Below are 26,079 nucleotides of genomic sequence, written 5' to 3'. Positions count from 1 at the left end.
CCTACTCCTGGCGGACTCGCTGACCTTCGGCGGCCATCAGGGTGATCAGGTCGTAGGTGAGGTGGGCGGCGGCGATGCCGGTGATCTCGGCATGGTCGTAGGCGGGCGCGACCTCGACGACATCGGCGCCGATCAGATGGGTGGCGGTCAGGCCGCGCAGGATTTCGAGGAGTTCCCGGCTGGTCAGGCCGCCCGCTTCGGGGGTGCCGGTGCCGGGAGCGTGCGCCGGGTCCAGGACGTCGATGTCGACGCTGATGTAGAGCGGACGCGTGCCGACGCGCTGGCGGAGCACGTCAACGATCTCATCCACGCCACGCCGCATGACGTCCGCGCTGGTGATCACGCCGAACCCGAGGCGGCGATCCTCGGGGAGATCGTTTCTGGAGTAGAGAGACCCGCGAGTCCCGATGTGCGTGAGCGCCTCCGTGTCGAGCAGCCCCTCCTCGACAGCGCGCCGAAACGGCGTGCCGTGGGTGTAGGCGGCACCGAAGTAGGTGTCCCAGGTGTCCAGATGGGCGTCAAAGTGAAGCAACGCGACCGGCCCGTGTTCACTGGCGGCCGCCCGGAGCAGGGGAAGCGCGATCGTATGATCGCCACCGATCGTGACCAGTCGCGTGCCGCCGACCATGAGGTCCGCGGCGGCATCCTGGATGGTCTCAACGGCTTCGTCGATATTGAAGGGGTTACAGGCGATGTCCCCGGCGTCGGCCACCTGCGCGACCGCGAACGGGGCGACATCCAGGCCCGGATGATAGGGACGCAGCAGCCGACTGGCCTCACGAACGGCATTAGGACCGAACCGCGCACCGGGACGATAAGAGACACCGCTGTCGAACGGCACACCGACGATGGCGATATCGGCCTGCGAAACCTGATCCAGCCGGGGCAGACGGGCGAACGTGGCGGGCCCCGCGTAGCGCGGGACACGCAGGGAGTCGACAGGGCCTTGAGGGTCGGTCACCTGGTGACTTTTCCCGTCATTTCGGTTGCGACACGTCCGGCCAGTGAGCGGGCCGGTGGAACGACGGCGAGAACTTGGTCGTCGCGTCACCATTGGCCGCGTCAAGCTGCGACTGGATGAGGAAGACAGCTCCGGTCAGATCGGCTCCGGCGATCTTCGCGCCACGAAGATCAGCCCCGATGACGTCAGCTCCACGCAGATCCGCACCACGAAGATCGGCTCCGATCAGGTACGCCCCGCGAAGGCTCGCCCCACGAAGATCCGCGCCCTTCAGATCGGCTCCCATGAGGTCCGCACCACGGAGATCCTTCTTGCCGGGCTGTTTCTCCCGTGCGAGCTCACTCACCCGCAGCAACAGATCATTGACCCCCTGCCGAACCGCCCCAAAGTCCAACCGAACCAAGACCTCAGGACTCTCCAACGTCAGCCGTTCCGTCGCATCGAAAGCCCGTTCGAGCTCACCGTAGACCGGCCGCGCCGCGTCCAACGTCAACGCCTCGGCCAGATACCAGAGCAACTCATGAAGCTGCCGCATGACCGCGAACACATCGAACATCTCACCCGCGATCCCCGCCACCCGCCGCCAGTCCCGACCACCATAAGTGACCTGCGCAACCTTCTGCCCAGCACCAAAACAGTCAAAGACCGTGCACCCCGAAAACCCACGCTCCCGAAGCTCCGAGTGAATACCACACCGGAAATCACCCTTCAAATTGACACACGGCCGCCCAGCAGGCTTGTCCACCGCGAAGTCAGCCGATTTGGCAAACGCCGGCGCAACACAACACAGCCCAAAACACTGCCCACAGTCCGCACGCAAACCCTGCTGCCGCTCCCCCGACACAGCACCCGCCCCCCTCAACCCTCAACCGACACCAGGCACCTTAGAACATCAAACGACATGAGCAGGTCGCCAAGCCACTCGCCGTTATCCGGCGCCGTTCACGCAGGTGACAGTTCTCGCCGCACCGGCGCCAAGGGCTGCAGCGGCATTCCGACCGGACAATGACGATCTCAGGCCCTCTCCGGCCTGCTCGACGGGCTGAAGGTCACCTCCCTCAAGCGCGGCAGTAGCTCCGGGCCAGCGGGCAACCCCGCCCAAGCCCCTCTCCGCGCACGCACGGTTAGGGCCCGCGTCGCCGAACGGCCGGGGCACGCCGGCCAGGCCGCTCGGCCCGCCGGTCAGATAGCCCATAGACCCTCAGCCCACGGACCTCGGCGAACCCTTCGTGAGCACGCAAGCTAATTGTCTGCAGGCTCTTAGCAACCCCAACGGGATGCCCCGGCCGCTCTTGGCGCCGGTGCGGCGAGAACCACGAGAGACGTTAACGGCGCCGGATAACGGCGAGTGACCCGGCGCCGTTTCGCGGGCTAGAGGTTCGGTTTTGGTTTGGCTGCCTTGTAGAGCCAGGCGTTGAAGAGGGGGTCGAGGTCCTGGCCGGACAGTTCCTCGGCGAGGTCGATGAAGTTTCTGGTGGTCGCCGTGGCGTGGCGGTGCTTCTCCGTCCACGCGGGCAGGAGTTCGAAGAACGTGTCGTCGCCGATCTTCTGGCGGAGCGCGTGCAGCGTCATCGCGCCGCGCTGGTACACCGCTTCCCAGTCGAACATGCCGTTACGGCCGGGGTTGCCCGTCTTGAGGTTCCAGAACGCGCCCTTGTTCTTGTACAGCTTCGCGAACGTCTGCTGGGCGGTGGGACCGTTGTGGGTCTCCTCGTACAGCCATTCCGCGTAGGTCGCGAAGCCCTCGTTGAGCCAGATGTCCTTCCAGGTCTGCGGGCCGACGCTGTTGCCGAACCACTGGTGGGCGATCTCGTGCACGATCAGCAGGTCGTCGGTGACGTCGCCGTCGTAGACCGGGCGGCCCTGGGTCTCCAGCGCGTACCCGACGTCCACCTTGTCGGCGATGCCGCCGGTCGAGGAGAACGGGTAGGGACCGAAGTGCTTGACGCCCCATTCGGTGGCTTTGGCGGTGGTCTTGTGCAGGTGCTTGGACGTCTTGGCCAGCACCGGGTCGTACGCGGTGATGTTGGTAACCCCGGCGGCCACGCCCTGGGTGACCTTGAACTTGCCTATCGCGACCATGGCCAGGTAGGGGGCCATCGGCTCGCGCATCTCCCACTTCACCGACGACCAGCCATTACGCACCCGAACAATCCCGACATTGCGCGGCTCGCCGTTGGCCAGCACGGTCAGGCCCACCGGAACCGAGACCGTGTACGCGAAGGTGGCCTTGTCCTTCGGGTTGTCGTTGACGGGGAACCACGTCCGCGCGCCGTCGGGTTCGCCGAGCGCGGTCGCGCCGTCCTTGGTGTGGATCCAGCCGGTGACGCCGAGTTCCGGGTCGTTGACCGGTTTCGGCTTGCCGTCGTACTCGATCTGGACGGTGAACTTGCTGCCCTCGGCCAGGCCGTAGGCGGCGGTGATGGTGAGTTCCTGGCCCTTACGGCGGAATTTGGCCTTCTTCCCGTCCACCTCCACCTTCCGGACGTTCAGGCCGGAGAAGTCGAGGTTGAAGCGGGACAGGTTCTTCGTGGCGGTGGCCGCGATCGTCGCGGTCGCCTTGAGCACGTCCGTCTTCGGGTTGAAGCGCAGCTTGAGGTCGTAGTGGTCGACGTCGTACCCGCCGTTGCCCGCGTGCGGGAAGTAGGGATCCCCCAGCCCGGCCGAGCCCGGCGTGTACGCCTCCGCGTGCGCGGCGGCGGGGGTGAGTAACGTCAAACCGGCGACGGCGAGCGCCGCGAGGGGGGTTCGTCTGCGAAGCATGCGCCCCATTATTGAGATCTACACGCGTGAGACTCCAGTCAAAGGGGCATTTCCGCATATCCTTCCGGCATCATGCGCATATCCGGCCTCTACCTCCGCTACCGGCGTAAGGACCCCTGGGTGCTCGCCGAAGTCGACCTGGAGCTCGCCCCCGGCAGCGTGATCGAGGTCGTCGGACCCAACGGCTCCGGCAAGTCCACCCTGCTCAGAGTGATCGCCGGCCTGCTCCGTCCGACCCGCGGCACGGTCACCGGACGCCCGGCCATCGTCGGGTACGCCCCCGAACGTTTCCCCGCCGCCCAGCCTTTCACCGTCGCCGGCTACCTGCGCCACCTGGCGGCGATCCGGAAGGTGGACGAATCGGCCATCGACGAGTGGACGTCCCGCCTGCGCATGGACCACCTGCTCGGCCAGCGGTTACCCGACCTGTCCAAGGGCAGCGCGCACAAGGTGGGTCTCGCCCAGGCCCTGCTCTGCGGCCCCGACCTGCTCATCCTGGACGAACCCTTCGCCGGTCTGGACACCGCCGCCCGCGCCGAGATCGCGCTGACCGTGGACGCGATCGCCACCCGGGGCGGCATCGTGGTCGCCAGCGATCATCAGGGCGACCTGCGCACCCTCCCGAACGTCACCCGCTACGAAGTCCGCGACTCGCGGGTCCGGCCGATGACCACGCAGGCGTCCGAACCCATCCTGAACGTCTCGGTCCGGTTGCCGCTGTCACGGGCGAGCCTGCTGGCCGCGCACCTACGGGCGGAAGGCCACGAACCGCTCCTGAGCCAGGACGAGACCGTGGAGGCCGCCGAATGATCGCCCTGACCCGGTTCCGGATCGCCGGTTATGCCCGCTCCCACCGGGCGTTCCAGCCGCTGCTCCTGCTGCTCGTCGTGATCAGCCTGCTGTACGCGACGGGGGTTCCGGTGGGGAACGAGCTGAGCTCGTACGCGGACTCGGCGGCGATCCTGATCCCCGCGTTCGCGTGGGCGGCCCGGGGATTGCTGGACACCGAACCGGACGAGCAGCGCATGATCGCGCTCACCGCGGTCGGCCGGGCGGAGCTCGCGAGCGGGCTGCTGGCGGCGCTCGCGTGCAACACGATCCTGGCCCTGATCGCCCTGGTCTGGCCGCTGGCCGGGGGTTTCGCGGCGATCCCGCCGGTAGGCACGCTGGCCACCGGGATCGGCCTGCACGCCCTGGCCGTCCTGGCCGGAACCGTCATCGGCGCCCTCACCAGCCGCGCCATCCTCCCCTCCCCCGCGATCTCCATCGTGGCCCTCATAGGCGGATATTTCGCCATATTGATGGCAGGGTCCTCATCGGTCTGGGCGACATTTCCCGCCATGACCTGGATGCACGCGGCCAACCACGGCGACCTGGCCACCCGGCTCCCCGCCATCGTCGTCTCAGCGACCGTATGGATCGGCCTAGGCCTACTGGGATATGCCGGACTTCGCCGCACCCGCCCTTAGAGATACTCGTCGTGATACCGCCACCACCCGTACGGCGGCGTCTGCGGCCATTCCTCCGGCGAGTCCTCCCAGGTCTCCTGCCGCCCGTACGGCGTGAGATCCAGCAGCTCGAAGTCGGGCCTGATGCGATCCACCCCACGCGACGTCGTGAAGTATGTCCGGAACGCCCGATCGCCATCCCGCAGGAAGACGCTCAGCCCGAACCCCTGATCGATCCGCGCCCCGCAGTCCCCGTTGAAATCGGCCCCTCCGGCCGTCGAATACCACGGCACCGTCCACCCCATCCGCCGCCGGACGCTCTCGATCTCGGCCAGCGGAGCCCGCGACGTCAGCACGAACGTCGTGTCCCGCGCGTGCAGGTGCGCCAGATTCCCGATGTTGTCGGTAAAACTCGAACACCCCCTGCACGCCTCTCCCCCAGGCTCCAGCATGAAGTGATAGGCGATCAGCTGCCGCCGCCCGTCGAACAGATCGAGCAGATCCGCCTTACCCGCGGCCCCGTCGAACACGTAGTCGGTGCGGAACTCCACCATCGGCAGCCGCCGCCGCTTGGCGGCCAGCGCGTCCAGCGCCCTGGTGGCCGCCTTCTCCTCGATCAGCAGCTCATCACGCGCGGCCTGCCACTCCTCGGCAGACACAATCTTCGGAAGAGTCATACTCCCAACCTACGAGGATCCACCCCGCGAATACATGCGCGCTCGTGCGAAACCCGTCAGGCGGTCGGGTTGGCGGCGGCGAGCTGGCCGCAGGCGCCGTCGATTTCGCGGCCCCGGGTGTCGCGCACGGTGACGGGGACGCCGTGGTGTTCCAGGCGGTGGACGAAGGCGCGTTCGTCTTCGGGGCGGGAGGCGGTCCACTTGGAGCCGGGGGTGGGGTTGAGGGGGATCAGGTTGACGTGCACGAGTTTGTTCTTGAGCAGGCGGCCGAGGAGGTCGGCGCGCCATTCCTGGTCGTTGATGTCCTTGATCAGCGCGTACTCGATGGAGACGCGGCGTTTGGTCTTCACGGCGTAGGCCCAGGCGGCGTCGAGGACCTCGGCGACCTTCCAGCGGGTGTTGATCGGGACGAGGGTGTCGCGGAGCTCGTCGTCGGGGGCGTGCAGGGAGACGGCGAGGGTGACCGGAAGGCCCTCGTTCGCGAGTTTCTCGATCGCGGGGACCAGGCCGACAGTGGAGACCGTGACGCCGCGGGCGGAGATTCCCAGGCCCTCGGGTGAGGGGTCGACCATGCGGTGCACGGCACCGATGACGGCTTTGTAGTTGGCCATCGGCTCGCCCATGCCCATGAACACGATGTTGTTGATCCGGCCGGGGCCGCCGGGAACCTCACCCCTGGCCAGCGTGCGAGCGGCGGCGACGACCTGGCCGACGATCTCGGCGGTGGACATGTTGCGGGTCAGGCCGGCCTGGCCGGTGGCGCAGAACGGGCAGTTCATCCCGCATCCGGCCTGGGACGAGACGCAGATCGTGGCCCGGTCGGGGTAGCGCATCAGCACCGATTCGACCAGGGAGCCGTCGAACAGCTTCCACAGCGTCTTGCGGGTGGTGCCGTTGTCGCAGGTGATCTCCCGTACCGGATTGAGCAGGTCGGGCATCAGCTGGGCGAGCACCGAGCGGGACGCGGCGGGCAGGTCGGTCATCTGGTCGGCGGACTCGGTGAGCTTGCCGAAATAGTGGCGGGAGAGCTGGTCGGCGCGGAACGCCTTCTCGCCGAGCTCCACCACCGCCGCCCGGCGTTCTGCCATGGTCAGGTCGGCCAGGTGCCGCTGCGGCTTGGCCCGGCGCGGCGCGATGAAGGTCAGCTGGCCCGCCTGAAGCGCCTCGGTCATTGCCCATCCTTCGGATCTCGATACTCATCGCCGCGTCTGCACTTAACGACGGCGGGAAGCGGCCATAGAGTCCTGATCGGGAGGTGAGGTTTGGACAGCATGCTCACCAGCGCCAATCCCTACGGGAGCCGCACGCTGTCCGTCGAGTGCGATCAGGTGTCGTCCGTAGCTTACCTGCGCGACCCGGGCGGCATCGTCCATGGGGCGGTCTGGCTGGCCAATCATGTGCCCGCGCCGACCTCTGTCGATCTTGGCCGGTTGAACGCGGGGCTGCCGCCGATCATGCCGCGCTCGCACACCCGCTACCCGCAGGGGACCGAGCCCTTCGACGGCACGCGGCTGCGGGTGCTGTGGTTCGAGGAGGGGGACGGGGTCGCGCTGTACGAGGGCGAGGAGCTGCTGGCCGTCATCCCGGGCTGGGCCGATCTCGATCGGGGCATGCCGGGGTACGCGCGCGACGCGCTGGGGGAATCGCCGTTCGCCTGGGCGCTGGCGGAGGCGCTGGACGGGTTGACGCCGCGGGTGCGCAAGGCCAGGGCGTACTGGGAGTGGCGGGAGAAGGAGGGGAGCTGGACGTCGTTCCAGCAGTTCGTGATGGGGCATCTGGACAGCCGGTTGGGGCCGCCCGGGCGGTATTGGGACGCCAGTGCGGGCGGGTTGCCGCGGATCGGGGTGACGGAGCGGCCTGGGCAGGATTACACGATCCTGTCCACGGTGGGGATGAGTTGTCAGCGCATGCCGACGGCTGAGCTGTATGACACGCCGACCCGGGTGGAGCTCGCGGTGGCGACCCGGCAGGATCCCCGGATGGCGGCGCGGTTGTTCCTGTGGCTGGGGCAGTATCCGTGGCGGTCGGTGACCTGGCTGGGGCACGGGCATACGGCCCGCTGGTATCACCAGCCTGGCACGTTCCCGCTGGGCAACGGCCACGAGGGCGTGATCTTGCTGGCGGAGCCGGCGGGCTTGCCGGATATTTCGGGATTTGCGTTTGGGGGCGACGCCGTACAGTGGCTGTGGCTTGTGCCGATCACGGACACCGAGTTGCGGCTCGCGGCGGAGCGCGGACACGAGGTGCTGTCCAGCCGGCTAGCCCCGCACACCCGCATTTAAGCCGATTTATCGGCGTTTAGTGGATGAAAAGGCTTAGCAGCAGCCAGCACGGGACCAGGGCGAACAGGAGCGAGTCCAGACGGTCCATCGCGCCGCCGTGACCGGGGAGCAGGGTGCCCAGGTCCTTGATGCCCAGATCGCGTTTGATGATCGATTCGATCAGGTCGCCGATGGTGGCGCAGACGACCATGACCGCGCCCAGGATCGCGCCCTGCCACAGCGCGCCGCCGAGCAGCCACGCGACCAGCCAGGCCCCGACCACGACACAGGCCAGCGCGGACCCGGCGAAACCCTCCCAGGTCTTCTTCGGGCTGATGATCGGTGACATCTTGTGCCGCCCGAACAGGACTCCCGCGACGTAGCCCCCGATGTCGCTGGCGACGGTGATCGCGACGAAGGTGACCACCCGGCCGGCGCCATCCTCCGGGCGCAGCAGCAACGCCACGAAACCGGCGAGGAGCGCCGGATAGACCGCGACGAAGACGCTGGCCGTGGCATCCCGTACAAACCCATCCGCGCCCTGAAATGTCCGCACGCCCAGCAGCACCATCACGGTCACCGCGAACGCGCCGACCAGCGAAACCGGCCCGCCGTAGTAGGCACCGCCCAGCATCGCCGCGAGCCCGGCCAGCAGCACCACCAGCGGCACCCGGATCTGCCGCGACGCGAACGCCTTCACCAGTTCGTGCACGCCGACGCCGACGGTCGCCATGACCACGACCAGGAACAACGACTTGACCGTGTAGAGCGACCCGATGACCAGCGCTCCGAGCGCGGCCCCCACCCCGATCGCCGCAGGCAGATTCCGCCCGGTACGGCTCCCGCCCGCCGCTGGGGGCGCGTCGCCGGTACCCACCGGATCGTTGTCATCCAAGCCGTTTACTCCCTAAATGCGCGTGATCCCTGCCCGGACGGCGCCGCGGCGTTCGCGGCTGCGCGCGGACAAGGATCACGATGACGCCACCGGCCCGCCGGCCGGTTCGCCGCCTAGAATTCCAGCAGCTCGGCTTCCTTGTGCTTCAGCAGGTCGTCGATCTTCGCGACATGCTTCTGGGTCAGGTCGTCGAGCTCCTTCACCGCGCGATGCACCTCGTCCTCGCCCGTCTCGCCGTCCTTGACCATCTTGTCGAGGGTCTCCTTGGCGTGCCGGCGAATGTTGCGGATGGCCACCCGGCTGTTCTCCGCCTTGGTACGCGCGACCTTGATGTACTCCTTGCGCCGCTCGCCCGACAGCTCGGGGAAGACCACACGGATGATCACGCCGTCGTTGCCGGGGTTGACGCCGAGGTCACTGTCCCGGATGGCCTTCTCGATCGCGCTCATCGACCCCTTGTCATACGGCTGGATGAGGACCATCCGCGCCTCGGGGACGTGGAACGACGCCAGCTGCTGGATCGGCGTGAGCGACCCGTAATAGTCCACGTTGATCTTGTTGAACATCGCGGGCGTGACCCTGCCGGTCCGGATGGCCGCGAAGTCCTCCTTGGCGACCGTCACCGCCTTGTCCATCTTCTCTTCGGCCTCGAAGAGGGTTTCCTCGATCACTGCGGCTCCCTATTTCCCTGCCGGACTCACCAGCGTGCCGATCTTCTCACCGCGGACCGCCCGCAGGATGTTGCCCTCGCCCATCAGTTCGAACACGACGATGGGCAGGCCGTTGTCCTTGCACAGGCTGATCGCGGTGGCGTCCATGACCGCGAGGTCGCGCGCCAGGACCTCGCTGTACTCCAGCCGGTCGAAGCGCACCGCGTCGGGGTTCTTACGGGGGTCGGCATCGTATACACCGTCCACTTTGGTGCCCTTCAGCAGGGCCTCCGCACCGATCTCCAGGGCGCGCTGCGCGGCACAGGTGTCGGTGGAGAAGAACGGCGAGCCGAGCCCCGCTCCGAAAATGACGACCCGGCCCTTCTCCAGATGCCGGATCGCACGCCTGGGCAGGAACGGCTCGGCCACCTGCTGCATCGTGATCGCGGTCTGGACCCGGGTCTCGATGCCCCGCTTCTCCAGGAAATCCTGGAGCGCGAGGCAGTTGATGACGGTGCCGAGCATGCCCATGTAGTCGGCGCGGGCGCGGTCGATCCCGCGCTCCGACAGCGCGGCGCCGCGGAACATGTTCCCGCCGCCGACGACCACGGAGACCTGCAGGCCCTCCCGGACGGCCTCGGCGATGGAGTCGGCGAGCTTGCCGACGGTGACCGGGTCGATGCCAAGCGAGTCGCCGCCCGCGAAGGCCTCCCCGGACAGCTTCAGCATCACACGCTTCCAGCGCAGCGGCCCGTCGTACGACGGGGCCGCCGGCGTGGCGGGTTCGGTGTTTTCCTGCACGTCGGCGGCCTCCTCGGTGTGGCGGTTCAAGCTGAGCGAGTATCCGTGAGTCAGCTCCTGAGGCGTTTCACGGGGACTGCCCCCAGACTATGCCTGGCCGACCTTGAAGCGGGTGAAGGCCAGCACCTTGACGCCCGCCTCGTCCGCGTACTTCCTGATGGTCTTCTTGTTGTCCTTCACGAACGCCTGCTCCAGCAGCGTGAAGTCCTTGTACCACCCGTTGATCCGGCCCTCGACGATCTTGCTGATCGCGGGCTCGGGCTTGCCCTCCTCGCGGGTCATCTCCTCGAAGAGCGCGCGCTCCTTCTCGATGACCTCGCCGGGCACGGCGGTCGGGTCCAGATACTTCGGCGCCATCGCCGCGGCGTGCTGCGCGATGTCCTTGGCGACCTCGGCGTTGGCCGAGTCCAGCTGGACGAGCACACCGACGGCCGGCGGCAGCTGCGGGTCGGTCTTGTGCATGTACGCACCGATGTAGCCGCCGTCGAGCACCGAGAACCGGCGGATCTCGATCTTCTCACCGAGGGCCGCGTTGGCCTCGTCCAGGTGCTCCTTGACCGACTTTCCGGCCAGCTCGGACTCCAGCAGGCTGGGCACGTCGGCCGGACGGGTGGCCAGGATGTGCGCGACGATCTCGGCCGCGAGCTGCTGGAAACGCTCGCCCTTGGCGACGAAGTCGGTCTCGCAGTTGAGCTCGAGCAGCGCCGCGGCGGCGTCGCCCTCCTGCTGGAGCGCGACCAGGCCGTTGGAGGCGGTGCGGGCCTCGCGCTTGCCGACATCCTTGGCGCCCTTGAGACGCAGGAGCTCGACCGCGCGGTCGAAGTCGCCCTCGGACTCCTCCAGCGCCTTCTTACAGTCCATCATGCCGGCGGCGGTCAGCTCACGAAGCCGCTTGACATCGGCCATGTTCACGGAAGCCATTGTCATTCCTCATGGGTTTTCGTCGTGGAGCGGGTGGGCGTTTCCGCTTCGGACGCGCCCACCCGGTGGAGCTTGCTGTGCCTGACCCGGTCAGGCCTTCTCGTCGCCGTCTTCCTGCTCTTTCGGCTCTTCCGGAGCGGCTTCCGCGACCTCGGCGACCTCGGCGACCTCAGGGGCCGGTTCGGCTTCGGCGGCGGGCTCCTCGGCCTCCTCGGCCGGAGCCTCGGCGGCGGGGGCGGCGCTGCCTTCCAGGAGCTCGCGCTCCCACTCGGCCAGCGGCTCGGCGGCGGCCACGCCGGTCGGCTTGTCGTCACCGCGAGCGGCGCCGGCGCGGGTCATCAGACCGTCGGCCACCGCGTCCGCGATCACCCGGGTGAGCAGGCTGACGGCGCGGATCGCGTCGTCGTTGCCCGGAATCGGGTAGTCGACCTCGTCCGGGTCGCAGTTGGTGTCCAGGATCGCGACCACCGGGATGCCCAGCTTCTTGGCCTCGCTGATCCCGATGTGCTCCTTCTTGGTGTCCACCACCCAGACCGCGCTCGGCACCCGGGCCATGTCCCGGATTCCGCCGAGCGTGCGCTCCAGCTTCTCCTTCTCGCGGCGGCGCATGAGGAGCTCCTTCTTGGTGAGCCCCGACGCGGCCACGTTCTCGAAGTCGAGCTCCTCCAGCTCCTTCAGGCGCTGCAGCCGCTTGTGCACGGTGGAGAAGTTGGTGAGCATGCCGCCCAGCCAGCGCTGGTTGACATACGGCATGCCGACGCGGGCCGCCTGCTCGGCGATCGACTCCTGCGCCTGCTTCTTGGTGCCGATGAACATGATCGTGCCGCCGTGCGCCACGGTCTCCTTGACGAAGTCATACGCCCGGTCGATGAAGGCGAGCGACTTCTGCAGGTCGATGATGTAGATACCGTTGCGCTCGGTGAAGATGAAGCGCTTCATCTTCGGGTTCCACCGGCGTGTCTGGTGTCCGAAGTGAACGCCGCTCTCCAGCAGCTGTCGCATGGTGACGACGGGGGTGGCCATTGAAATGGTCCTCCATGGTTCTCGGTTGTTCCGCGAGAGCCGTGCGGCTCCCGCCCTGACGCCCCGAACCGTTCCAGCCAGATGGACCGAGGGAACGGTTCGTGTGGTGGGCGTGCGAATTCGGCCCACATGCCGCAGGCCACCGAACAGTCTACCCGGATCCGTACCCTCAGTTGTCCGGGGCCTTGACCGCGCTACCCGGCTTTTCTGCCTCGTGGCGGGCGCGGGAACAGCCGCAGATGGACCTCCACGAGGCGCGCCCCCGTGGGGGCTTCCGCGGGGTCGCGGAACACGACTTTGTAGGGGTCGAGGATCTCGGCGATTCGCGCGCCGATCTCGCGGAGCTCGTCGGCGTCCGCCAGCAGGACGGAGTGGGTGAACCCGGCGGCGGATCGCCACTCGGACGACTCGCGCGCCGCCTGACCGAGATATTCGGCGAGTCGCTTCTGCGCGTCGTCCAGCACGGTTTCGATGACCGCGCCCTGCGCGGCGAGGAGGTCGGGCGTGAGCTCGCCGTCGTCCGGGTCGCGGAGCATCCAGCCTCGTTGCAGCGCCCGCCAGACACGCTCCCGCCCGTCGCCGCGTGCGGGAGCGTCCTCGACGAAGCCGTGTTTGGCCAGCATCCGGAGGTGATAGCTGCACGCGCTCGGCGAGAGCCCGGCGACCTCGGCGCATTCGGTGGCCGTGGCGGGACCTTCGGTCTGCAGCCGGGTCAAGATCGCCAGCCGAGCGGGGTGGGCCATGGCCCGCAACATCCCCACATCATCGGTAAGCAGGCGATACCGATCGGCCGCCTGCTCCGCCGACCGCACTGCCGGTGATTCCTGCTCGGACCGCGAAGCTACGTCGGGCAAGTCCGACCCTGACATTCGCGACATCGCGGGCTCCTGCTCGGACGACGAACCGGCTCCTGGCGAGCCCGGGCTTTGGTGCGTCGCGGGCTCCTGTTCGAACCGCGAACCGGCTCCCAGCGAATCCGAACCCGACGCTCCCGATGTCACGGGCGGCCGCTTAGAGCGCGAACCGACTTCCCCAGAGCCCGACATTTGGGGCGTCGCGGGTTTCCGCTCGGATCGCGAACCCTCGTGGGGCGCGTCCGAGCCGAGAGCGGGGTCCCCTGTGGAGTGGTGTCGGGCCCCAGGCTTCTCGGTTGTCATGGCCCCCAACCGTACCTTCCTGTCATATCTGAAGGATTGCTTTCATAGTTGTGAAGGATTAGCTTCATAATATGCTTCAGACGATTCCTCTTCGGAGACAGCGGGACTATCGGCTTCTGTGGGGCGCGCGGGCGGTCACCGAGGCGGGGAGTGAGGTGTCGCGGCTTGCCGTGCCGCTGACGGCGGTGACCTTGCTCGGTGCCTCTCCCCTGCAGATGGGCATGCTCACGGCGGCGGCTTCGCTGCCGTTTCTGCTGGTGGGGTTACCCGTGGGAGCCATCGCCGACCGGATCGCGCGGCGGCGGCCGGTGATGGTCGGGTGCGAGGTCGTGGCGGGGAGCGCGGTGCTGACGGTTCCCGTCGCTTGGGTGGCGGGGTGGCTCACCGTGCCCTGGCTGATCGCGGTGGCGTTGATCGTGGGCACCTGCACCGTGGTGTTCCGCAACTTCAACACACCCCACCTGACCAGCGTGGTTCCCGAACATCAGCGCACCGCCGCGCTGGCCGGGTTCCAGTCCGTGTTCGCAGTCGCGCAACTTGGCGGTCCTGGACTCGCGGGTCTGCTGGTGACTGTTCTGACCGCACCGCTGGCGTTGATCGTGGACGCGATCTCGTTCCTGGTCTCGGCCGTGTGCCTGCGGTCGATTCGCGCGCCGGAGCCGACTCCTCAGAACCTTCACGGTCAGTCCGGTCCTGGTCATTCCGGTCACGGGCAGATTCAGCCGGACCAGCGGTCCACCCACGCGACTCGCGGTCGAAGGACGCTTGTTCGGGAGATTCGTCGGACGCTTGTTCGGGAGATAGGCGAAGGAATCCGTACCCTTGTCGGACATCCGGTCCTGCGGGCGCTCACGCTGGCCGGGATGACGGTCAATCTTTTCGGGGCCGCGCAATTAGCGGTCTATGTCCTCTTCGCGGTCAATGTGCTCGGGTTGCCGGGGTGGCTGGTCGGGATCTCCGTGGTGGGGTTCGGGGCGGGTGGGCTGCTCGGCGCGGTCGTCGCGCCCCAGTTGGAGCGCCGGTTCGGTGGGAATCGGGTGCTGCTCGGGTCGGTGCTGTTCTTTCCGGTGGGGTTTGTCACGATGGCGGCGTCATCCGGGCCCGTTTGGCTGGTCTCCAGCTTGATCGCGGTGTCGGAGGTCGTGGTGGGTGTGGCCGTGGTGTGCTTCAGCGTCTGCTCGGGGGCGGCCACACTGCGCGAGGCCCCGGAGGCGTATATCGGCAGGGTCAACGCCTCGATCAACTTCGCCACGCAGGGAGTGATGGCGTTGGGCGGATTGCTCGGTGGGGTGCTTGGGGAGCTTCTTGGGCTTCGTCCGGCGATGTGGGTGTGCGCGGCGGGTGCCGTACTGACGATTCCGTGCCTTTGGTGGTCACCGCTCACCAAGCGGGCGCATGTTCCCCACGCCGAGGCGGCGGACTCGCCCAGTACGGCTCCGCACCCTCGATCGACCCAGGAGGCCGAACAAAAGTGAGCTCCCCGAACACGCTGCCCATGGTGCCGAGCAGGTCATCCGCATAGGTTCCGTGCCGAACTCGCCCCGCCCCAACTCGTCGAGCGGTACGACCCGCGCAAACCCTGGCCAATCCCTCCCGCGAAACCCGGCCAACCCCCAACGCCCGCAACGCCGCATCCCTGTGGTGATCAAAGTTGCAATGCAGACGCACCCACCCGTCAGCCGTCGAATAGTCCCCGGACAACGACGCCCACAGGCTCAGCGCTTCACCATTGATCCGGAAATATCTCTCACTTCGAAAAGCCACGGCCGCATGCCGTACATCCACCGAGACCTGCGCTCGCAACCCCGTCCTCCGCCCCCACAACGCCGCCACCGCCGCCGTGAAGGCCCCGACGCTGGCCCCCGCCAACATCCCAATCCTGAACGCCGAGGGAAACACCGGCTCCGCCCCCAGAACACGCACTTCAGGCAGCACAACACCAGCAGCCCGCCCCAACTCCCCCACGAGCGCCCCGACTTCACCGGGACCCACCCCACCTGCAATCAGTCCGTCATCAGCCACGAACCACCCCAGTTATCCACAGCTTTTATCCACAGCCCACAGGGTTATCCACAGAACCACGCTCGAAAGCTCCTCCTCCCACCCGTCCGTGCACCCTTTACCCCATGCCCGCACGGATCCTGGCAGCCCTCCTCGCACCAGCCCTCCTCACCCTCCAAACTCCCCACCACCAGGACCCGGCGACCCCGAATCCGCGCCCAATCCCGGCCTTCCCGAACCCCCACCAAGACCCAGCAGCTCCCAACCCCCACCTAGAGCTGGCCGCTCTGAACCTCTACCTGAACCCAACCGTCCCAATCCCCTTCCTAGGCCCGGCTGCTCCGAACCTCCCCCTCAGCCCGGCCGTGCCGAATCGCCACCTAGACCTGGCCGTCCCGAATGCCCGCCTCAACCCGGCCGTCCCAAATCTCTATCTACGCGCCAACACCCGTAGCCGCCGCGTCCCTCGATGGACCTGGCCGTTGGCGAGTCCACGCCTGGTGCGAAGATTCGACCCACCTTCCTATCGCTGGCTGCCCGGCCATCGGGGTGTGGACCTCAAGGCCAATCATGGGCAAGCCGTCATGGCCGCAGGCGCTGGTGTGGTGACTTTCGCCGGCGAGGTCGGCGGCCTGACCGCAATCGCAATCACCCACCCCGACGGCCTGCGAACGACCTATCTCCCAGTCGATCCGACCGTCCACGCAGGCCAGCGCGTCTCAACGGGAACCTCGATAGGCACGATCACCGGTCACCCGATCCCTCATTGCCCCGCGACCTGCCTCCACTGGGGCCTCATCCGCGCCGGCCGTTACCTTGACCCTCTCCTCCTCCTGGGTCACGGCGAAGTCCGCCTCTTCCCCTTGCACCTCACGCGACGTCAGGTCCTACCGTGAAAAACATGATCGAGGCCGACAACAAACGTCGATGGAGCGTAGGCGAACTGGCACGAGCGACCGGACTGACCGTCCGTACCCTGCACCACTACGACCAGATCGGCCTCCTCACCCCACACGAACGAACAGCATCCGGACACCGCCGCTACACCGAACACGACCTACGACGCCTCTACCGAATCCGCGCCCTCAGCGCACTCGGCCTGTCCCTGGACGAGATCGCCTCAGTCCTGGCCGACCAGGACGACGAACTGACCGCGCTGCACACCCTCCTGACCGCCCAACTACACGACTTGACCGCCCAAGCCACCCGAATCAACGAACTACGCACCCGAATCGACGGCCTGCTCCAACGCATCACCGCCCGCCAGATGCCCAGCCCAGACCAATTCATGTCAACCCTGGAGTTGATCACTGTGTACGAGACCTACTTCACCCAGGAACAGCGCGACCAACTGGCCCAACGCCGCACCGCCCTCGGCACCGAAGCCATCGAAGCCGCCAAACACGAATGGGCAGCCCTGGTCGAAGAGCTACTCCCCCACGTCGCCGCCAACACCCCCACCGACGACCCCCAGGTGGCCGACCTGATCGCCCGCTACCAAACCCTCGGCGCCCGCTTCCACCCTCCAGCCGAGCAGGGCGAACAAACCGCAGCAGCCGCCCGCCAAATGTGGCAGGACAACAGCACCGAACTCGCCGCCCGCCTCCCCTGGCCCCCCGACCGCATGATCGCCCTCGTCGAGTACGTCAATCGAGCCCGCCAGCCCTGAACAACCACCCACCGACCAACCCACCTTCGAACGTGTCCCGTCTTCGGGTATGTCCTGCAGGTTGAGCCCCTGCACTCAGCTGGAAACTCTGTGAGCTCTACGCCCCGCTGGGCGACTCAAGGAGAGCTGCCTCCAGTCGGGCGATGTCTTCACTGTCCTTCGGCCGACGCGGCCGACCGGGAACCCAGATTGGCATCATCCGCTTGATCTCAATCTGGGCCCGGGGATTGATAACGGCGCACCGCACCGAACCGATCCCTCCAATTGAGGCGTCAAGCATCCCGTCCGGCCAGGCCTCGCCACGCCAAGGCCCGCCCGCGACCACAACCCGCCCAGCGTCGTCCCGCTCCACGAGAGCAAAGCTGCTCTCCAGTCCCCCCTTGCCGAACTCCACCTGCTGCTCCTGCGGCGCTCCCACCAGCCGCTCATACCCACGCCCCAGCAACTCCGCAGTCAGCTGACCCACATCACCTCTCCACACGAACCAATCAACATCCACATGATCACGAGTGACTTCCCCCAGAAAGAAATCCACCGCCCATCCCCCACGAAGCCACACATCGATCCCAAGCCCCCCGGCGACGTCCACGATTTCGGCGATGATCTCCAGCTGCCGCCCAGCACGCCCAACATCCATCAACCCGACCGCCTCCAGACGCAACAAGAAGTCGGCCACAACTCATTGCCCATGCCCCAAGATTCCCACCAATCGACCGCCTGCTGTTTTTGCTGGTGAGTAGTAGCAGCAGCGTTTGTCAGTCAGTTTGGACAGCACTCGGGGGGTGATCGGGCCCGGAATGTCGGTGAGAAGTAGCAGCACCCGGAGGCCCGACTACTCACCTAGCGTGTTCATGTGATTGCCGATAGGGACGTGTGGTGGCCAACTCGATGGATATCTGGGGTTGTCAAGCGAACTAGCTGGTCAGCTGTTTGATGGTCGTTAAGCCACGTCAGGCAAGTAGGCTGGCCGCGGCTGCAGCGCTGGTGAAGGAGTCGCTAATGATCACCGACCCGACGCTCACCCGGATCGGCCAAGGGGTGGAGTTGCATCACCACCGAGGTCAGCGTGAAGCCGCTCGCGAGTTGTTCGCGCAGATCTGGGACGACATCGGCGGCGAGCAAGGCGACCCCCTGCATGTTTGTGTCCTGGCCCACGCGATGGCCGACGTGCAGGAGGACGTGAACCAGGAGCTGATGTGGGATCTGCGAGCGCTTGCCGCCGCCGACCTGGTCACCGATGAGCGGGTGGCCCAAGCTGGGGTGACGCTTTCAGTGGCCGGCTTGTATCCGTCGTTGCACCTCAACGTGAGCGAGTGCTATCGCAAGCTGGGCGATTTCGACCGCGCCCGTAAGCACCTCCAGCAGGCGCGGGCCGAGATCGGCGCGCTTGGCGACGACGAGTATGGGCAGCTCATCAAGGGTGGCCTGGAGCGGCTGGCCGAACAGTTGGGTGACGCCACCTGACTGCGCCCGAACGAGCGGACTGGCCCGGCGTGGGACTCCGACGAGAAGCCGAGCTTGTTGTCGTTGTCGACATTGATTTCTTGCGGTTAGGCGCGTGGGTGGGCTTGGCGGTAGGCGGTGTGGAGACGTTCGATGGAGACGTGGGTGTAGATCTGGGTGGTGCCGAGGGAGGCGTGACCGAGGATCTCCTGGACGCTTCGGAGGTCGGCTCCGCCTTCTAGAAGGTGAGTCGCGGCGGTGTGTCGGAGGCCGTGAGGGCTCAGGTCAGTTACGCCGGTGTCGGTCAGGCGGGCGTGGACGACGCGGCGGACGGTGCCTTGATCGAGCCGGCCGCCTCTGATTCCAAGAAACAAGGCAGGACCGGTGCCTTCTCGAATCCAGAGAGGTCGTCCGCGGACACACCAGGCGTCCAACGCGCGCAGCGCGGGCAACCCGAAGGGAACCACCCGTTCCTTCCTTCCCTTGCCGAGGACTCGCAACGTACGCCGCTCCCGATCGACATCGTCGACATCAAGCCCGCACAACTCGCTCACCCGGATGCCGGTGGCATAGAGCAACTCCAGGACAGCTTGATCCCGCAACTCTTTTGGATCATCGGTCCCAGCGGAGTCCAGAGCCGCCCTCGCCTCGTCCTGATCGAGCACCGAAGGCAAACTCCTCCCGGCTTTCGCCGAACCAAGAAGCAACCCAGGATCATCGTCCAGCCATCCCCGCCGATGGCAGAAGGCCGTGAACGCCCGCGCACAAGCCGCCCGCCTGGCCAACGTGGCCCGCGCCTTCCCGGCCCCATGCTGATCGCCCAGCCACTCCCGAAGCATTCCGATATCCAACCCCGAGAGCCCCTCAACCCCAGCACCCTCAAGATGACCGATCAGCGAACCAACATCACCCAGATACGCCCGCACCGTATGAGGCGACAAATCCCGCTCCACCCGCAAATACCGCTCAAACTCCGCAACCACCTCCCCAACCACCGAAACCTCCATCCCTAACCCCGTAACAATCCCAGCAACACCTGAAGCCAACCGCCGAACACCGAGCCCGACTCGACACGTAGGGCAGCACCCGACTGGCAACACCCGACGTTCAAGCTACCCAGGAGGTACCCAATCCACAGCTGGCAGCACAAGATCACCTATCTGGTTTTGTTCGTGAGTTGACCGCGGTCGCTAGTCGGGTGTGACCGCGGTCTCGGTCGGGTGAAGTCGTTGTTCACGAGTTCCGACCGTACGGTGTGGCTCATGGCGAGATGCTGGATGCGCTTCGTAGTCGAGGGTGTCCTCATGCCCCCTTCGAATGCCGAGCTCTACGCCGCGATCCACCGGGATGCCCGCATGGGGATTTCAGGCTGTCCTGTCTTCGATTAGTCGGCCATGTCTCACTGGTTCCGGCCCATCACCACGGCCAGGGTCTCAGTTACCGCGACGACCAACAGGCATGCCCAAAAATATTTGCATGGAAATCCATGCACACTTACCCTTGCATCATGACCGAGCCGCTGCAGCCCCGCGAAGTGCGGGATGTCGAGGAACTCAGAACCCTGGCGCACCCGATGCGGCAGCGGATCCTGCACCACCTGCGCCAGGCAGGACCGGCCACGTCCACAACGCTGGCCCGTGACCTAGGCGAGAACAGCGGGATCATGAGCTACCACCTGCGACTGCTGGCCGGGCACGGCTTCGTGCGCGAAGTCGCCGGGCGCGGGCAGGGCAGGGAACGGTGGTGGGAGGTCTCGCCGGAGCCGGTGTGGATCCCCCGCCAGGGGCTCAGCGTGGAGGCGCAGGCGGAGCTATCCGGACTGCAGCCGGCGGGCTGGGCTGAAGCGCTGGAGGGCTTCGGACGGTTCCGCGCCGCCCGCCAGGACATGGGCGAGTGGGGCCGTGGGACCTGGGCCCTGCAACACACCCGGCTCACGCTCACCCGCGAGGAAGCCGGTCGGCTCATCACCGACCAGCAGGAGCTGATTGGCCGCTACCAGCGGGAAACCGGGGATGCCCCAGCCGGAACCCGGACTGTGGTCTTCGGGTTCCTGACCTACCCGGAACCGTCTCCGGGCGATGACGCCGCGCGTGAGGACTCTGACCGCCCGGGCAACCCTGCCGAGCCGGATAAGTAGAATCATCAGCCGGTCAGCCAGGAGGGACGGCCCCGGAAGCAGATGAGCTGACCCAGAGGGCACCCAACACCCCCGGGCCTGCAGGGCCCCAGCCGCCAAAGTGCGGTCACTTCTCGCAAACATCGATCATGCTTACCGCCGCCAAGTGCGGTCAAAACCGCTAGGCGTTCTCGTGAACTAAGACGGCCACCTCGTGATCCTTCGAGATGCGAATCGAGGAAGGACGCTCCGAGAGATGGCCATAAACGACCTCGTGCCCGCTATCGGGGGCAGCTTTGATGAGACCCTGGCCGAGGCGAGCCCGGACCTGCTGTGGGTGGCGGCGAGAAGACGGCAAGGCGCTGGGGAGGTCACATCCCCGTTGCCCCGTCGATGCGTTCGCGCAGCAGGTCAGCGTGGCCGTTGTGGCGGGCATATTCGGCGATCATGTCGACCATGATCTTTCGCAGCGATATCGGCTCGCCGGTCTTCTTACGGATCCCCGTCTCATCCAATGACGCCGCAGCCGCCACGATCTGCCGGGAGTGCTCGCACTCTCCCCGCCACACAGCGAAGGCTTCGTTGACGTCGCCGTCCAGGGAATCGAAGTCCTGGTTGGGGTCATCGTCGGAGTAGTAGAGCATCGGAACGTCCTCACCGGCGAACTGGATCCGGAACCACCACCGCTCCACACCAGCCAAATGCCGCACCATACCGTGTAGCGAAAGCCCGGACGGAGGCACCGCACGCTCAGACAGCCGCTCTGGCGGCAAGCCCGCACACTTGAGCCCGAAAGTCGCCCGCTGCCAGTCCAGAACAGCACCCAAGATCTCCCGCTCGCCACCCACAGCAGGCGGATCCTCACGAGTATCGCCGTTCCACCTTGGCGAGAAGTGCTTGGGAACAGACGTGCCAGTCATGCTCCACCTCCGGTTCTTGCCCATGCTCACAATCAGGAACGGCTGAGTCTTCCAGGCACCACCGACAATTCGCTGCTGCCCCCATACGCTTGAATCCAACCACCCGCCTCGAACTGTCGACGACGCTGCAAAACTGACCCCCTGACCCGGAGATGACGACCTTGGGTTGGCGCGCAGCAGTAACTCCGGCGTCGTTGACCAAACCACCGCAATTCCACGCTTGTGTGGCGCCGTCGGAAAGGGCCGGGGGCCCGCCAGCGGCCACTGGGGTGTTCGTTCAGTTCGCTTGGATGGCTGTAGTGGGTGGAAGAGGTTTGAGGCGCCAGCCGTCGGGGGTTCGGAGGATGTAACCGGCGGATTCGAGGCCGCCGAGGCAGCTCAGTGTCGTGGTCAGGGGGAGGGCGGCGGCGCTGGCGATGGTGGCGGGGCCCGCGGGGGTGCGGGCGGGGACGGCGTCGAGAACTCGTTTGGTTTCTTCGTTGAGAGAGTCGCGGGGGTAGCTGGGGCCTCTCAGGGTGGGGGCAATGTCGTCGCCTATGGAGCCGACCAATTCGATGATCTCGGGTACTGAGGTGACGCAGGTGGCGCGGGCCTCGCGGATGAGGGCGTGGCAGCCGGCGGAGACGTCGCTGGTGATAGGGCCGGGGACGGCCATCAGCTGCCTGTTGAGGGCGGAAGCGTGGGATGCGGTGTTGAGCGCGCCGCTCCGGAGGGCGGCTTGGACGATCACGGTTCCGCGGGAGAGGGCGGCGATGACGCGGTTCCTGACCAGGAAACGCAGCCGCGTGGGCTGGACGCCCGGAGGCGATTCACTGATCACCAGGCCTCGTTCGCGGACGGCGCGGAACAGGTCGGCATGGGCGGATGGATAGCAGACGTCGGTGCCGCAGGCCAGCACGACGACTGTTGGCGCGACACCGGCGAGGGCGCCCCGGTGAGCCGCTCCGTCGATACCGTAGGCTCCGCCGCTGATCACCGACCAGGAGCGGTCGCTCAGTCCGGCCGACAGTTCCGCGGCCGCGTGTGTGCCGTAGGCGGTGGCCGCGCGAGCCCCGACGACGGACACCGAACGAAGGCAGGCGAAACGCAGATCCTCTTCGCCGTCCAGCCACAATCCATACGGCCGCAACCGCCCGAGGTCGTTGAGCTGCGACGGCCATCCGGGATCGCCCGGCACGAGCAGCCTCCCAGCAGCGAGATCATCTGCCGCCCGGCCCGCGCAACCCACCGCTCGCCCGGCCCATCCTGTAACCAACTGCCCCAGGTTGAGCCGCCGCCGCTCCGTATTGGCCGTCCCCAGCTCCGCCTGAATGAACTCCGGCTCCAGAACGCCACGACGAACTTGAGCGAGCGCCCCCACTGCCCCGTATTCCTCGATCAGCCTCCCCATGACCGGATCCCCCGGCTCCGCGATTCGCGTGATCTCCGCCCGTGCCAACCGATCCGCATCCCCCGCCGGATCAATCACTCCCGAACACGCAGATCCCGACCGCCCAGATCCTGATCCAGAACCCAGCCCTCCAACGCCTGGCCACCTCGCTCCCTCACCATCCTCCGACCGCCCTGCGCCGTCAGCATGAGACTGAGGCAGATCGATCTGGTCCACACTCACACCGGCGGGAACAGGAGCGATCTTCCCTTTCGGAGGAGGGCGGAAGTCCTGATCTGCCGACAGTGCGTAGCCTCGCCGGAACCCAGGCTGTGTGTGGCCGCCCCCGGGACCTCTTGGGCGGCTCTCGCGATCCCCGGCCTGTTCTCGGCGTTCGGCACCTTCCTGATGCGACAGGCCTTCCGTGTTGGAGTTGAGGGGTGGATAGGTGATTGGGCGGAGAGCTGGGGACCAGTTGTTCGCTGGGTGATGGGAAGGGAATTGGCTGGTGGCTGGGATGGGAGCCGAATAGGGGCTGAGGGCTGGGCGAACTGAAGCGCGGTCGGTGGCCTGGTCGGGAGCTAGGGAGCGACTGGAAGCCAGACCAGGAACTGGAGAGTGGTTGGGAGATGGAGAGGAGTTGTTGGGTGGGTAGGCGCGGGTCGGGGAGTTTGGAATGCGGTTGTTGGGGTTCTTCATCAGATCTCCTTTGTGGAAATCCCCACCTTTCGAGGGGGATCCCGTTACTGGTCTTGTCCCATCCACATGGTTAGGGCGGCGGTGATGTCGTCGAGGCCGGGGCGGTCTCGGGCCGCGAGGTCGGAGATGGTCCAGGCGACGCGGAGGACTCGGTCGAGGCCTCGGGCGCTCAGGGTGCCGACGTCTAGGGCTCGGGTGAGGGGGGTGAGGACAGCGTGGGGGAGGCGGAATTCGCGGTGGAGGACTGCGGAGGAGACCTCGGCGTTGTTGCGCCAAGGGGTGCCTGCCAGGCGTTTGGCGGCGCGTTCCCGGGCTTGGGAGACTCGTTGGGAGACTGTCTTGCTTGGTTCCGTGTGGGCGCGGTCGGCTAGGAGTTCGGCTCGGCTGGGACGGGAAAGCCTGATTTTCACGTCCACGCGGTCGAGGAGAGGGCCGGAGAGGCGGGCGAGGTAGCGGCGGCGGGTGCTGGGGCTGCAGCCGCAGAATCGGCCTGCTTCGCCGCCCAGGCCGCAGGGGCAGGGGTTGGCCGCGAGGACGAGGGTGAAGCGGGCGGGGAAGGTGACCGTTCCGGCGGCGCGGGAAACGGTGACCTTGCCGGACTCCAGGGGTTGGCGGAGGGAGTCGAGGACGCCGCTGGCGAATTCTGGGGCTTCGTCCATGAAGAGCACTCCCTGGTGGGCGAGGCTTACCGCGCCGGGGCGGATCAGGCCGGTGCCGCCGCCGATGACTGAGGCGACCGTGGCGGTGTGGTGGGGGGCCATGAACGGAGGGCGGAAGAGCAGGGGGTGGCCGCCGGGGAGGGCGCCTGCGATCGAGTGGATGGCTGTGACTTCCAGGGCCTGGTCGCGATCCAGGACGGGGAGGATCGTGGGCAGACGCTCGGCGAGCATGGTCTTGCCTGTTCCCGGTGCGCCGAGGAGCCAGAGGTTGTGGCCGCCGGCCGCGCAGATCTCCAGAGCCCAGCGGCCGAGGGGCTGGCCGACGACCTCCATCAGGTCGAGGTCGGTCGGCGGTGCGGGTGGGCGGGCGTCGAAGGATGCGACGTCGTCGACGCAGGGCAGCCGGTGGAGGTCTCCGTCGCGGAGCCAGTCCACGAGTTCGCGGAGGCTGGATGCGGGGACGACGGTCAGGCCGGGGACCAGGGCGGCTTCGCTGGCGTTGAGCGAGGGGACGACGATGAGGCGGGCGCCGGCTTCGGCGGCTGCCAGTGCGGCGGGGAGGACGCCCCGGATTGGTCTTATCTGTCCGTCGAGGCCGAGTTCGCCTAGGAAGAAGGGGTCCGCGATCCTGGCGGGAGGGATGGATCCGGCCGCGCCGAGGATGGCGACCGCTATCGCCACGTCGAAGATGGATCCTCGTTTGGGCAGGCTGGCTGGGAACAGGCTGACGGTGACCCGGGCGTCGGGCCAGTCGAAGCGGCTGTTGAGCAGGGCGGAACGGACACGGTCCCGGGATTCGCTGATGGCGGTGTCGAGGAGGCCGATGAAGTGCGTGCCGACTACGCCTCTGCCGACATCGGCTTCGATTTCGACGGTGTGCCCGGCGACGCCGACCAGGGCGACGCACCTCGTGCGCGCGACGGGCATGTCAGACGAGCCCCCGCTCGTGCCGGATCGAGAAGTCGCCTGCGAAACGCTCCAAGGCGATCACGTCAACGCGGATCGAATCGAACCACTCGTGTTGGGCCGCCAGCCACCGGCCGGCGAGGGATCGTAGTCGCAGCACCTTCTCCTGCGTCACTGACTCCAGTGCTGTGCCGTGGCTGCGGCTGGATCGGGTCTTGACCTCGACCACGACGAGCACGCGGCCTTCGCGAGCCACGATGTCGATCTCTCCCGCGTCGCAGCGCCAGTTGCGGGACAGAATGCTCATTCCCGCCGCCCGCAGGAACTCCACGGCGAGCCGCTCGCCGGTCTTACCCAGTTCATCCTTCGCGGCCACGAGACCACCTCCGGCCCCGACCTTCGCTCATTCACCGCCCTCGTCGTGCGAGAAAATCCGCGCCTGTGGATAACCCTGTGACCTGTGGAAATTCAGATGCCATCATTTCGGACACCTAGATCGTCCGATTCTCCTCAAGAGCGCTGATCCTGACCTTGTCAGCGCCAATCACCCAGCCCGGTACACATCCCAGTGGATGCCGCCGAACGCCCTAGCGCTCGGATGCCGGGTCGTCATGAATAGTGGTGTCGAGTGGATGGCCCCACCCGCCCAACCCTTTGTTCCACCCGGGCCTCCGCCCGCCCCCGAAGAGGCGCCGGACGACGATCTCGGCTCCGCCGGGTGAGGCGTGGGTCTTCCCACC

At 66.9% G+C, this 26,079-nt stretch carries 25 protein-coding genes; 8 read left to right on the top strand and 17 right to left on the bottom strand.

Features of this window, described 5'->3' with window-relative positions:
- Position 1: 1 nt before the first annotated feature.
- The 3 genes from speB to Amac_RS43620 form a co-directional block, all read right to left on the bottom strand.
- Positions 2-961 (bottom strand): agmatinase, encoded by a 960-nt coding sequence (gene speB, locus Amac_RS43630; RefSeq protein ID WP_218041653.1) that lies wholly within the window; start codon positions 959-961, stop codon positions 2-4.
- 16 nt (positions 962-977) lie between these two features.
- Positions 978-1,517, bottom strand: a complete 540-nt coding sequence (locus Amac_RS43625; RefSeq protein ID WP_307729836.1) for a pentapeptide repeat-containing protein — start codon at positions 1,515-1,517, stop codon at positions 978-980.
- 815 nt (positions 1,518-2,332) lie between these two features.
- The gene (locus Amac_RS43620; RefSeq protein WP_155360326.1) at positions 2,333-3,724 is read right to left on the bottom strand and encodes a M1 family metallopeptidase; all 1,392 of its coding nucleotides are present in this window, start codon (positions 3,722-3,724) and stop codon (positions 2,333-2,335) included.
- 72 nt (positions 3,725-3,796) lie between these two features.
- Between Amac_RS43620 and Amac_RS43615 the strand changes: the two genes are divergently transcribed.
- Together Amac_RS43615 and Amac_RS43610 are read left to right on the top strand one after the other, a co-directional pair.
- Positions 3,797-4,534 carry an ABC transporter ATP-binding protein gene (locus tag Amac_RS43615; protein ID WP_155360325.1) on the top strand — a complete coding sequence of 246 codons (738 nt, stop codon included), beginning with the start codon at positions 3,797-3,799 and terminating at the stop codon, positions 4,532-4,534.
- A complete protein-coding gene (locus Amac_RS43610; RefSeq protein WP_155360324.1) occupies positions 4,531-5,193 on the top strand; it encodes a hypothetical protein in 663 nt (220 codons plus the stop codon). Before Amac_RS43615 ends, Amac_RS43610 begins: the two co-directional genes overlap by 4 nt.
- Here the strand turns inward: Amac_RS43610 and Amac_RS43605 are convergent.
- Together Amac_RS43605 and rlmN are read right to left on the bottom strand one after the other, a co-directional pair.
- Entirely contained in the window at positions 5,190-5,849 is a 660-nt protein-coding gene (locus Amac_RS43605) for a DUF899 domain-containing protein (RefSeq protein WP_155360323.1), read from the bottom strand. The two genes, Amac_RS43610 and Amac_RS43605, sit on opposite strands and share 4 nt — an antisense overlap.
- A 56-nt stretch (positions 5,850-5,905) precedes the next feature.
- Positions 5,906-7,021, bottom strand: coding sequence for a dual-specificity RNA methyltransferase RlmN (gene rlmN, locus Amac_RS43600; RefSeq protein WP_155360322.1), 1,116 nt, complete (start codon positions 7,019-7,021; stop codon positions 5,906-5,908).
- Between the two features lie 99 nt (positions 7,022-7,120).
- Here rlmN and Amac_RS43595 point away from each other — a divergent pair, with 99 nt between their 5' ends.
- Positions 7,121-8,131 carry a suppressor of fused domain protein gene (locus Amac_RS43595; protein ID WP_155360321.1) on the top strand — a complete coding sequence of 337 codons (1,011 nt, stop codon included), beginning with the start codon at positions 7,121-7,123 and terminating at the stop codon, positions 8,129-8,131.
- Between the two features lie 16 nt (positions 8,132-8,147).
- Here Amac_RS43595 and Amac_RS43590 read toward each other — a convergent pair whose 3' ends face one another.
- From Amac_RS43590 to Amac_RS43565, 6 genes are all read right to left on the bottom strand, one after another.
- The gene (locus Amac_RS43590) at positions 8,148-9,005 is read right to left on the bottom strand and encodes a phosphatidate cytidylyltransferase (RefSeq protein WP_246269078.1); all 858 of its coding nucleotides are present in this window, start codon (positions 9,003-9,005) and stop codon (positions 8,148-8,150) included.
- Positions 9,006-9,118: 113 nt separating this feature from the next.
- Complete coding sequence (frr, locus tag Amac_RS43585; RefSeq protein WP_155360320.1) at positions 9,119-9,676, bottom strand: ribosome recycling factor; 558 nt, start codon at positions 9,674-9,676, stop codon at positions 9,119-9,121.
- A gap of 9 nt (positions 9,677-9,685) precedes the next feature.
- A complete protein-coding gene (pyrH, locus tag Amac_RS43580; protein ID WP_155346873.1) occupies positions 9,686-10,456 on the bottom strand; it encodes a UMP kinase in 771 nt (256 codons plus the stop codon).
- 87 nt (positions 10,457-10,543) lie between these two features.
- The gene (tsf, locus tag Amac_RS43575; protein WP_155360319.1) at positions 10,544-11,377 is read right to left on the bottom strand and encodes a translation elongation factor Ts; all 834 of its coding nucleotides are present in this window, start codon (positions 11,375-11,377) and stop codon (positions 10,544-10,546) included.
- 90 nt (positions 11,378-11,467) lie between these two features.
- Entirely contained in the window at positions 11,468-12,400 is a 933-nt protein-coding gene (rpsB, locus tag Amac_RS43570) for a 30S ribosomal protein S2 (RefSeq protein WP_155360318.1), read from the bottom strand.
- A gap of 194 nt (positions 12,401-12,594) precedes the next feature.
- A complete protein-coding gene (locus Amac_RS43565; protein ID WP_155360359.1) occupies positions 12,595-13,155 on the bottom strand; it encodes a helix-turn-helix domain-containing protein in 561 nt (186 codons plus the stop codon).
- Between the two features lie 473 nt (positions 13,156-13,628).
- Between Amac_RS43565 and Amac_RS43560 the strand changes: the two genes are divergently transcribed.
- From Amac_RS43560 to Amac_RS43550, 3 genes are all read left to right on the top strand, one after another.
- Positions 13,629-15,032 (top strand): MFS transporter, encoded by a 1,404-nt coding sequence (locus Amac_RS43560; protein WP_155360317.1) that lies wholly within the window; start codon positions 13,629-13,631, stop codon positions 15,030-15,032.
- A gap of 651 nt (positions 15,033-15,683) precedes the next feature.
- On the top strand, positions 15,684-16,454 hold the full coding sequence (locus Amac_RS58215) for a M23 family metallopeptidase (protein ID WP_373869936.1): 771 nt from the start codon (positions 15,684-15,686) through the stop codon (positions 16,452-16,454).
- Between the two features lie 5 nt (positions 16,455-16,459).
- Positions 16,460-17,227: a MerR family transcriptional regulator gene (locus Amac_RS43550; protein ID WP_155360315.1), complete on the top strand. Its 768-nt coding sequence runs from the start codon at positions 16,460-16,462 to the stop codon at positions 17,225-17,227.
- 97 nt (positions 17,228-17,324) lie between these two features.
- Here the strand turns inward: Amac_RS43550 and Amac_RS43545 are convergent, their stop codons facing one another.
- Entirely contained in the window at positions 17,325-17,903 is a 579-nt protein-coding gene (locus Amac_RS43545) for a nucleotidyltransferase domain-containing protein (protein ID WP_218041649.1), read from the bottom strand.
- A gap of 323 nt (positions 17,904-18,226) precedes the next feature.
- Between Amac_RS43545 and Amac_RS43540 the strand changes: the two genes are divergently transcribed.
- Positions 18,227-18,691 (top strand): hypothetical protein, encoded by a 465-nt coding sequence (locus Amac_RS43540; RefSeq protein ID WP_155360314.1) that lies wholly within the window; start codon positions 18,227-18,229, stop codon positions 18,689-18,691.
- 86 nt (positions 18,692-18,777) lie between these two features.
- On the opposite strand, the gene Amac_RS43535 is transcribed toward Amac_RS43540, so the two are convergent.
- Positions 18,778-19,677 carry a tyrosine recombinase XerC gene (locus tag Amac_RS43535; RefSeq protein WP_155360357.1) on the bottom strand — a complete coding sequence of 300 codons (900 nt, stop codon included), beginning with the start codon at positions 19,675-19,677 and terminating at the stop codon, positions 18,778-18,780.
- A gap of 500 nt (positions 19,678-20,177) precedes the next feature.
- Here Amac_RS43535 and Amac_RS43530 point away from each other — a divergent pair, with 500 nt between their 5' ends.
- Positions 20,178-20,807 (top strand): ArsR/SmtB family transcription factor, encoded by a 630-nt coding sequence (locus tag Amac_RS43530; protein ID WP_155360313.1) that lies wholly within the window; start codon positions 20,178-20,180, stop codon positions 20,805-20,807.
- Positions 20,808-21,157: 350 nt separating this feature from the next.
- Here Amac_RS43530 and Amac_RS43525 read toward each other — a convergent pair whose 3' ends face one another.
- The 4 genes from Amac_RS43525 to Amac_RS43510 form a co-directional block, all read right to left on the bottom strand.
- Positions 21,158-21,805 carry a DinB family protein gene (locus Amac_RS43525; RefSeq protein ID WP_307729835.1) on the bottom strand — a complete coding sequence of 216 codons (648 nt, stop codon included), beginning with the start codon at positions 21,803-21,805 and terminating at the stop codon, positions 21,158-21,160.
- Positions 21,806-21,983: 178 nt separating this feature from the next.
- Entirely contained in the window at positions 21,984-23,096 is a 1,113-nt protein-coding gene (dprA, locus tag Amac_RS56835; protein ID WP_174900297.1) for a DNA-processing protein DprA, read from the bottom strand.
- 722 nt (positions 23,097-23,818) lie between these two features.
- Entirely contained in the window at positions 23,819-25,360 is a 1,542-nt protein-coding gene (locus Amac_RS43515) for a YifB family Mg chelatase-like AAA ATPase (protein ID WP_155360310.1), read from the bottom strand.
- A gap of 1 nt (position 25,361) precedes the next feature.
- Positions 25,362-25,715, bottom strand: coding sequence for a YraN family protein (locus tag Amac_RS43510; RefSeq protein ID WP_155360309.1), 354 nt, complete (start codon positions 25,713-25,715; stop codon positions 25,362-25,364).
- Between the last annotated feature and the right edge of the window lie 364 nt (positions 25,716-26,079).

The sequence above is a fragment of the Acrocarpospora macrocephala genome, assembly GCF_009687865.1.
In the GTDB taxonomy this organism is placed as follows: domain Bacteria; phylum Actinomycetota; class Actinomycetes; order Streptosporangiales; family Streptosporangiaceae; genus Acrocarpospora; species Acrocarpospora macrocephala.
Note: the sequence above shows the minus strand (reverse complement) of the source record. Positions and strands in the feature narration are given on the sequence as shown.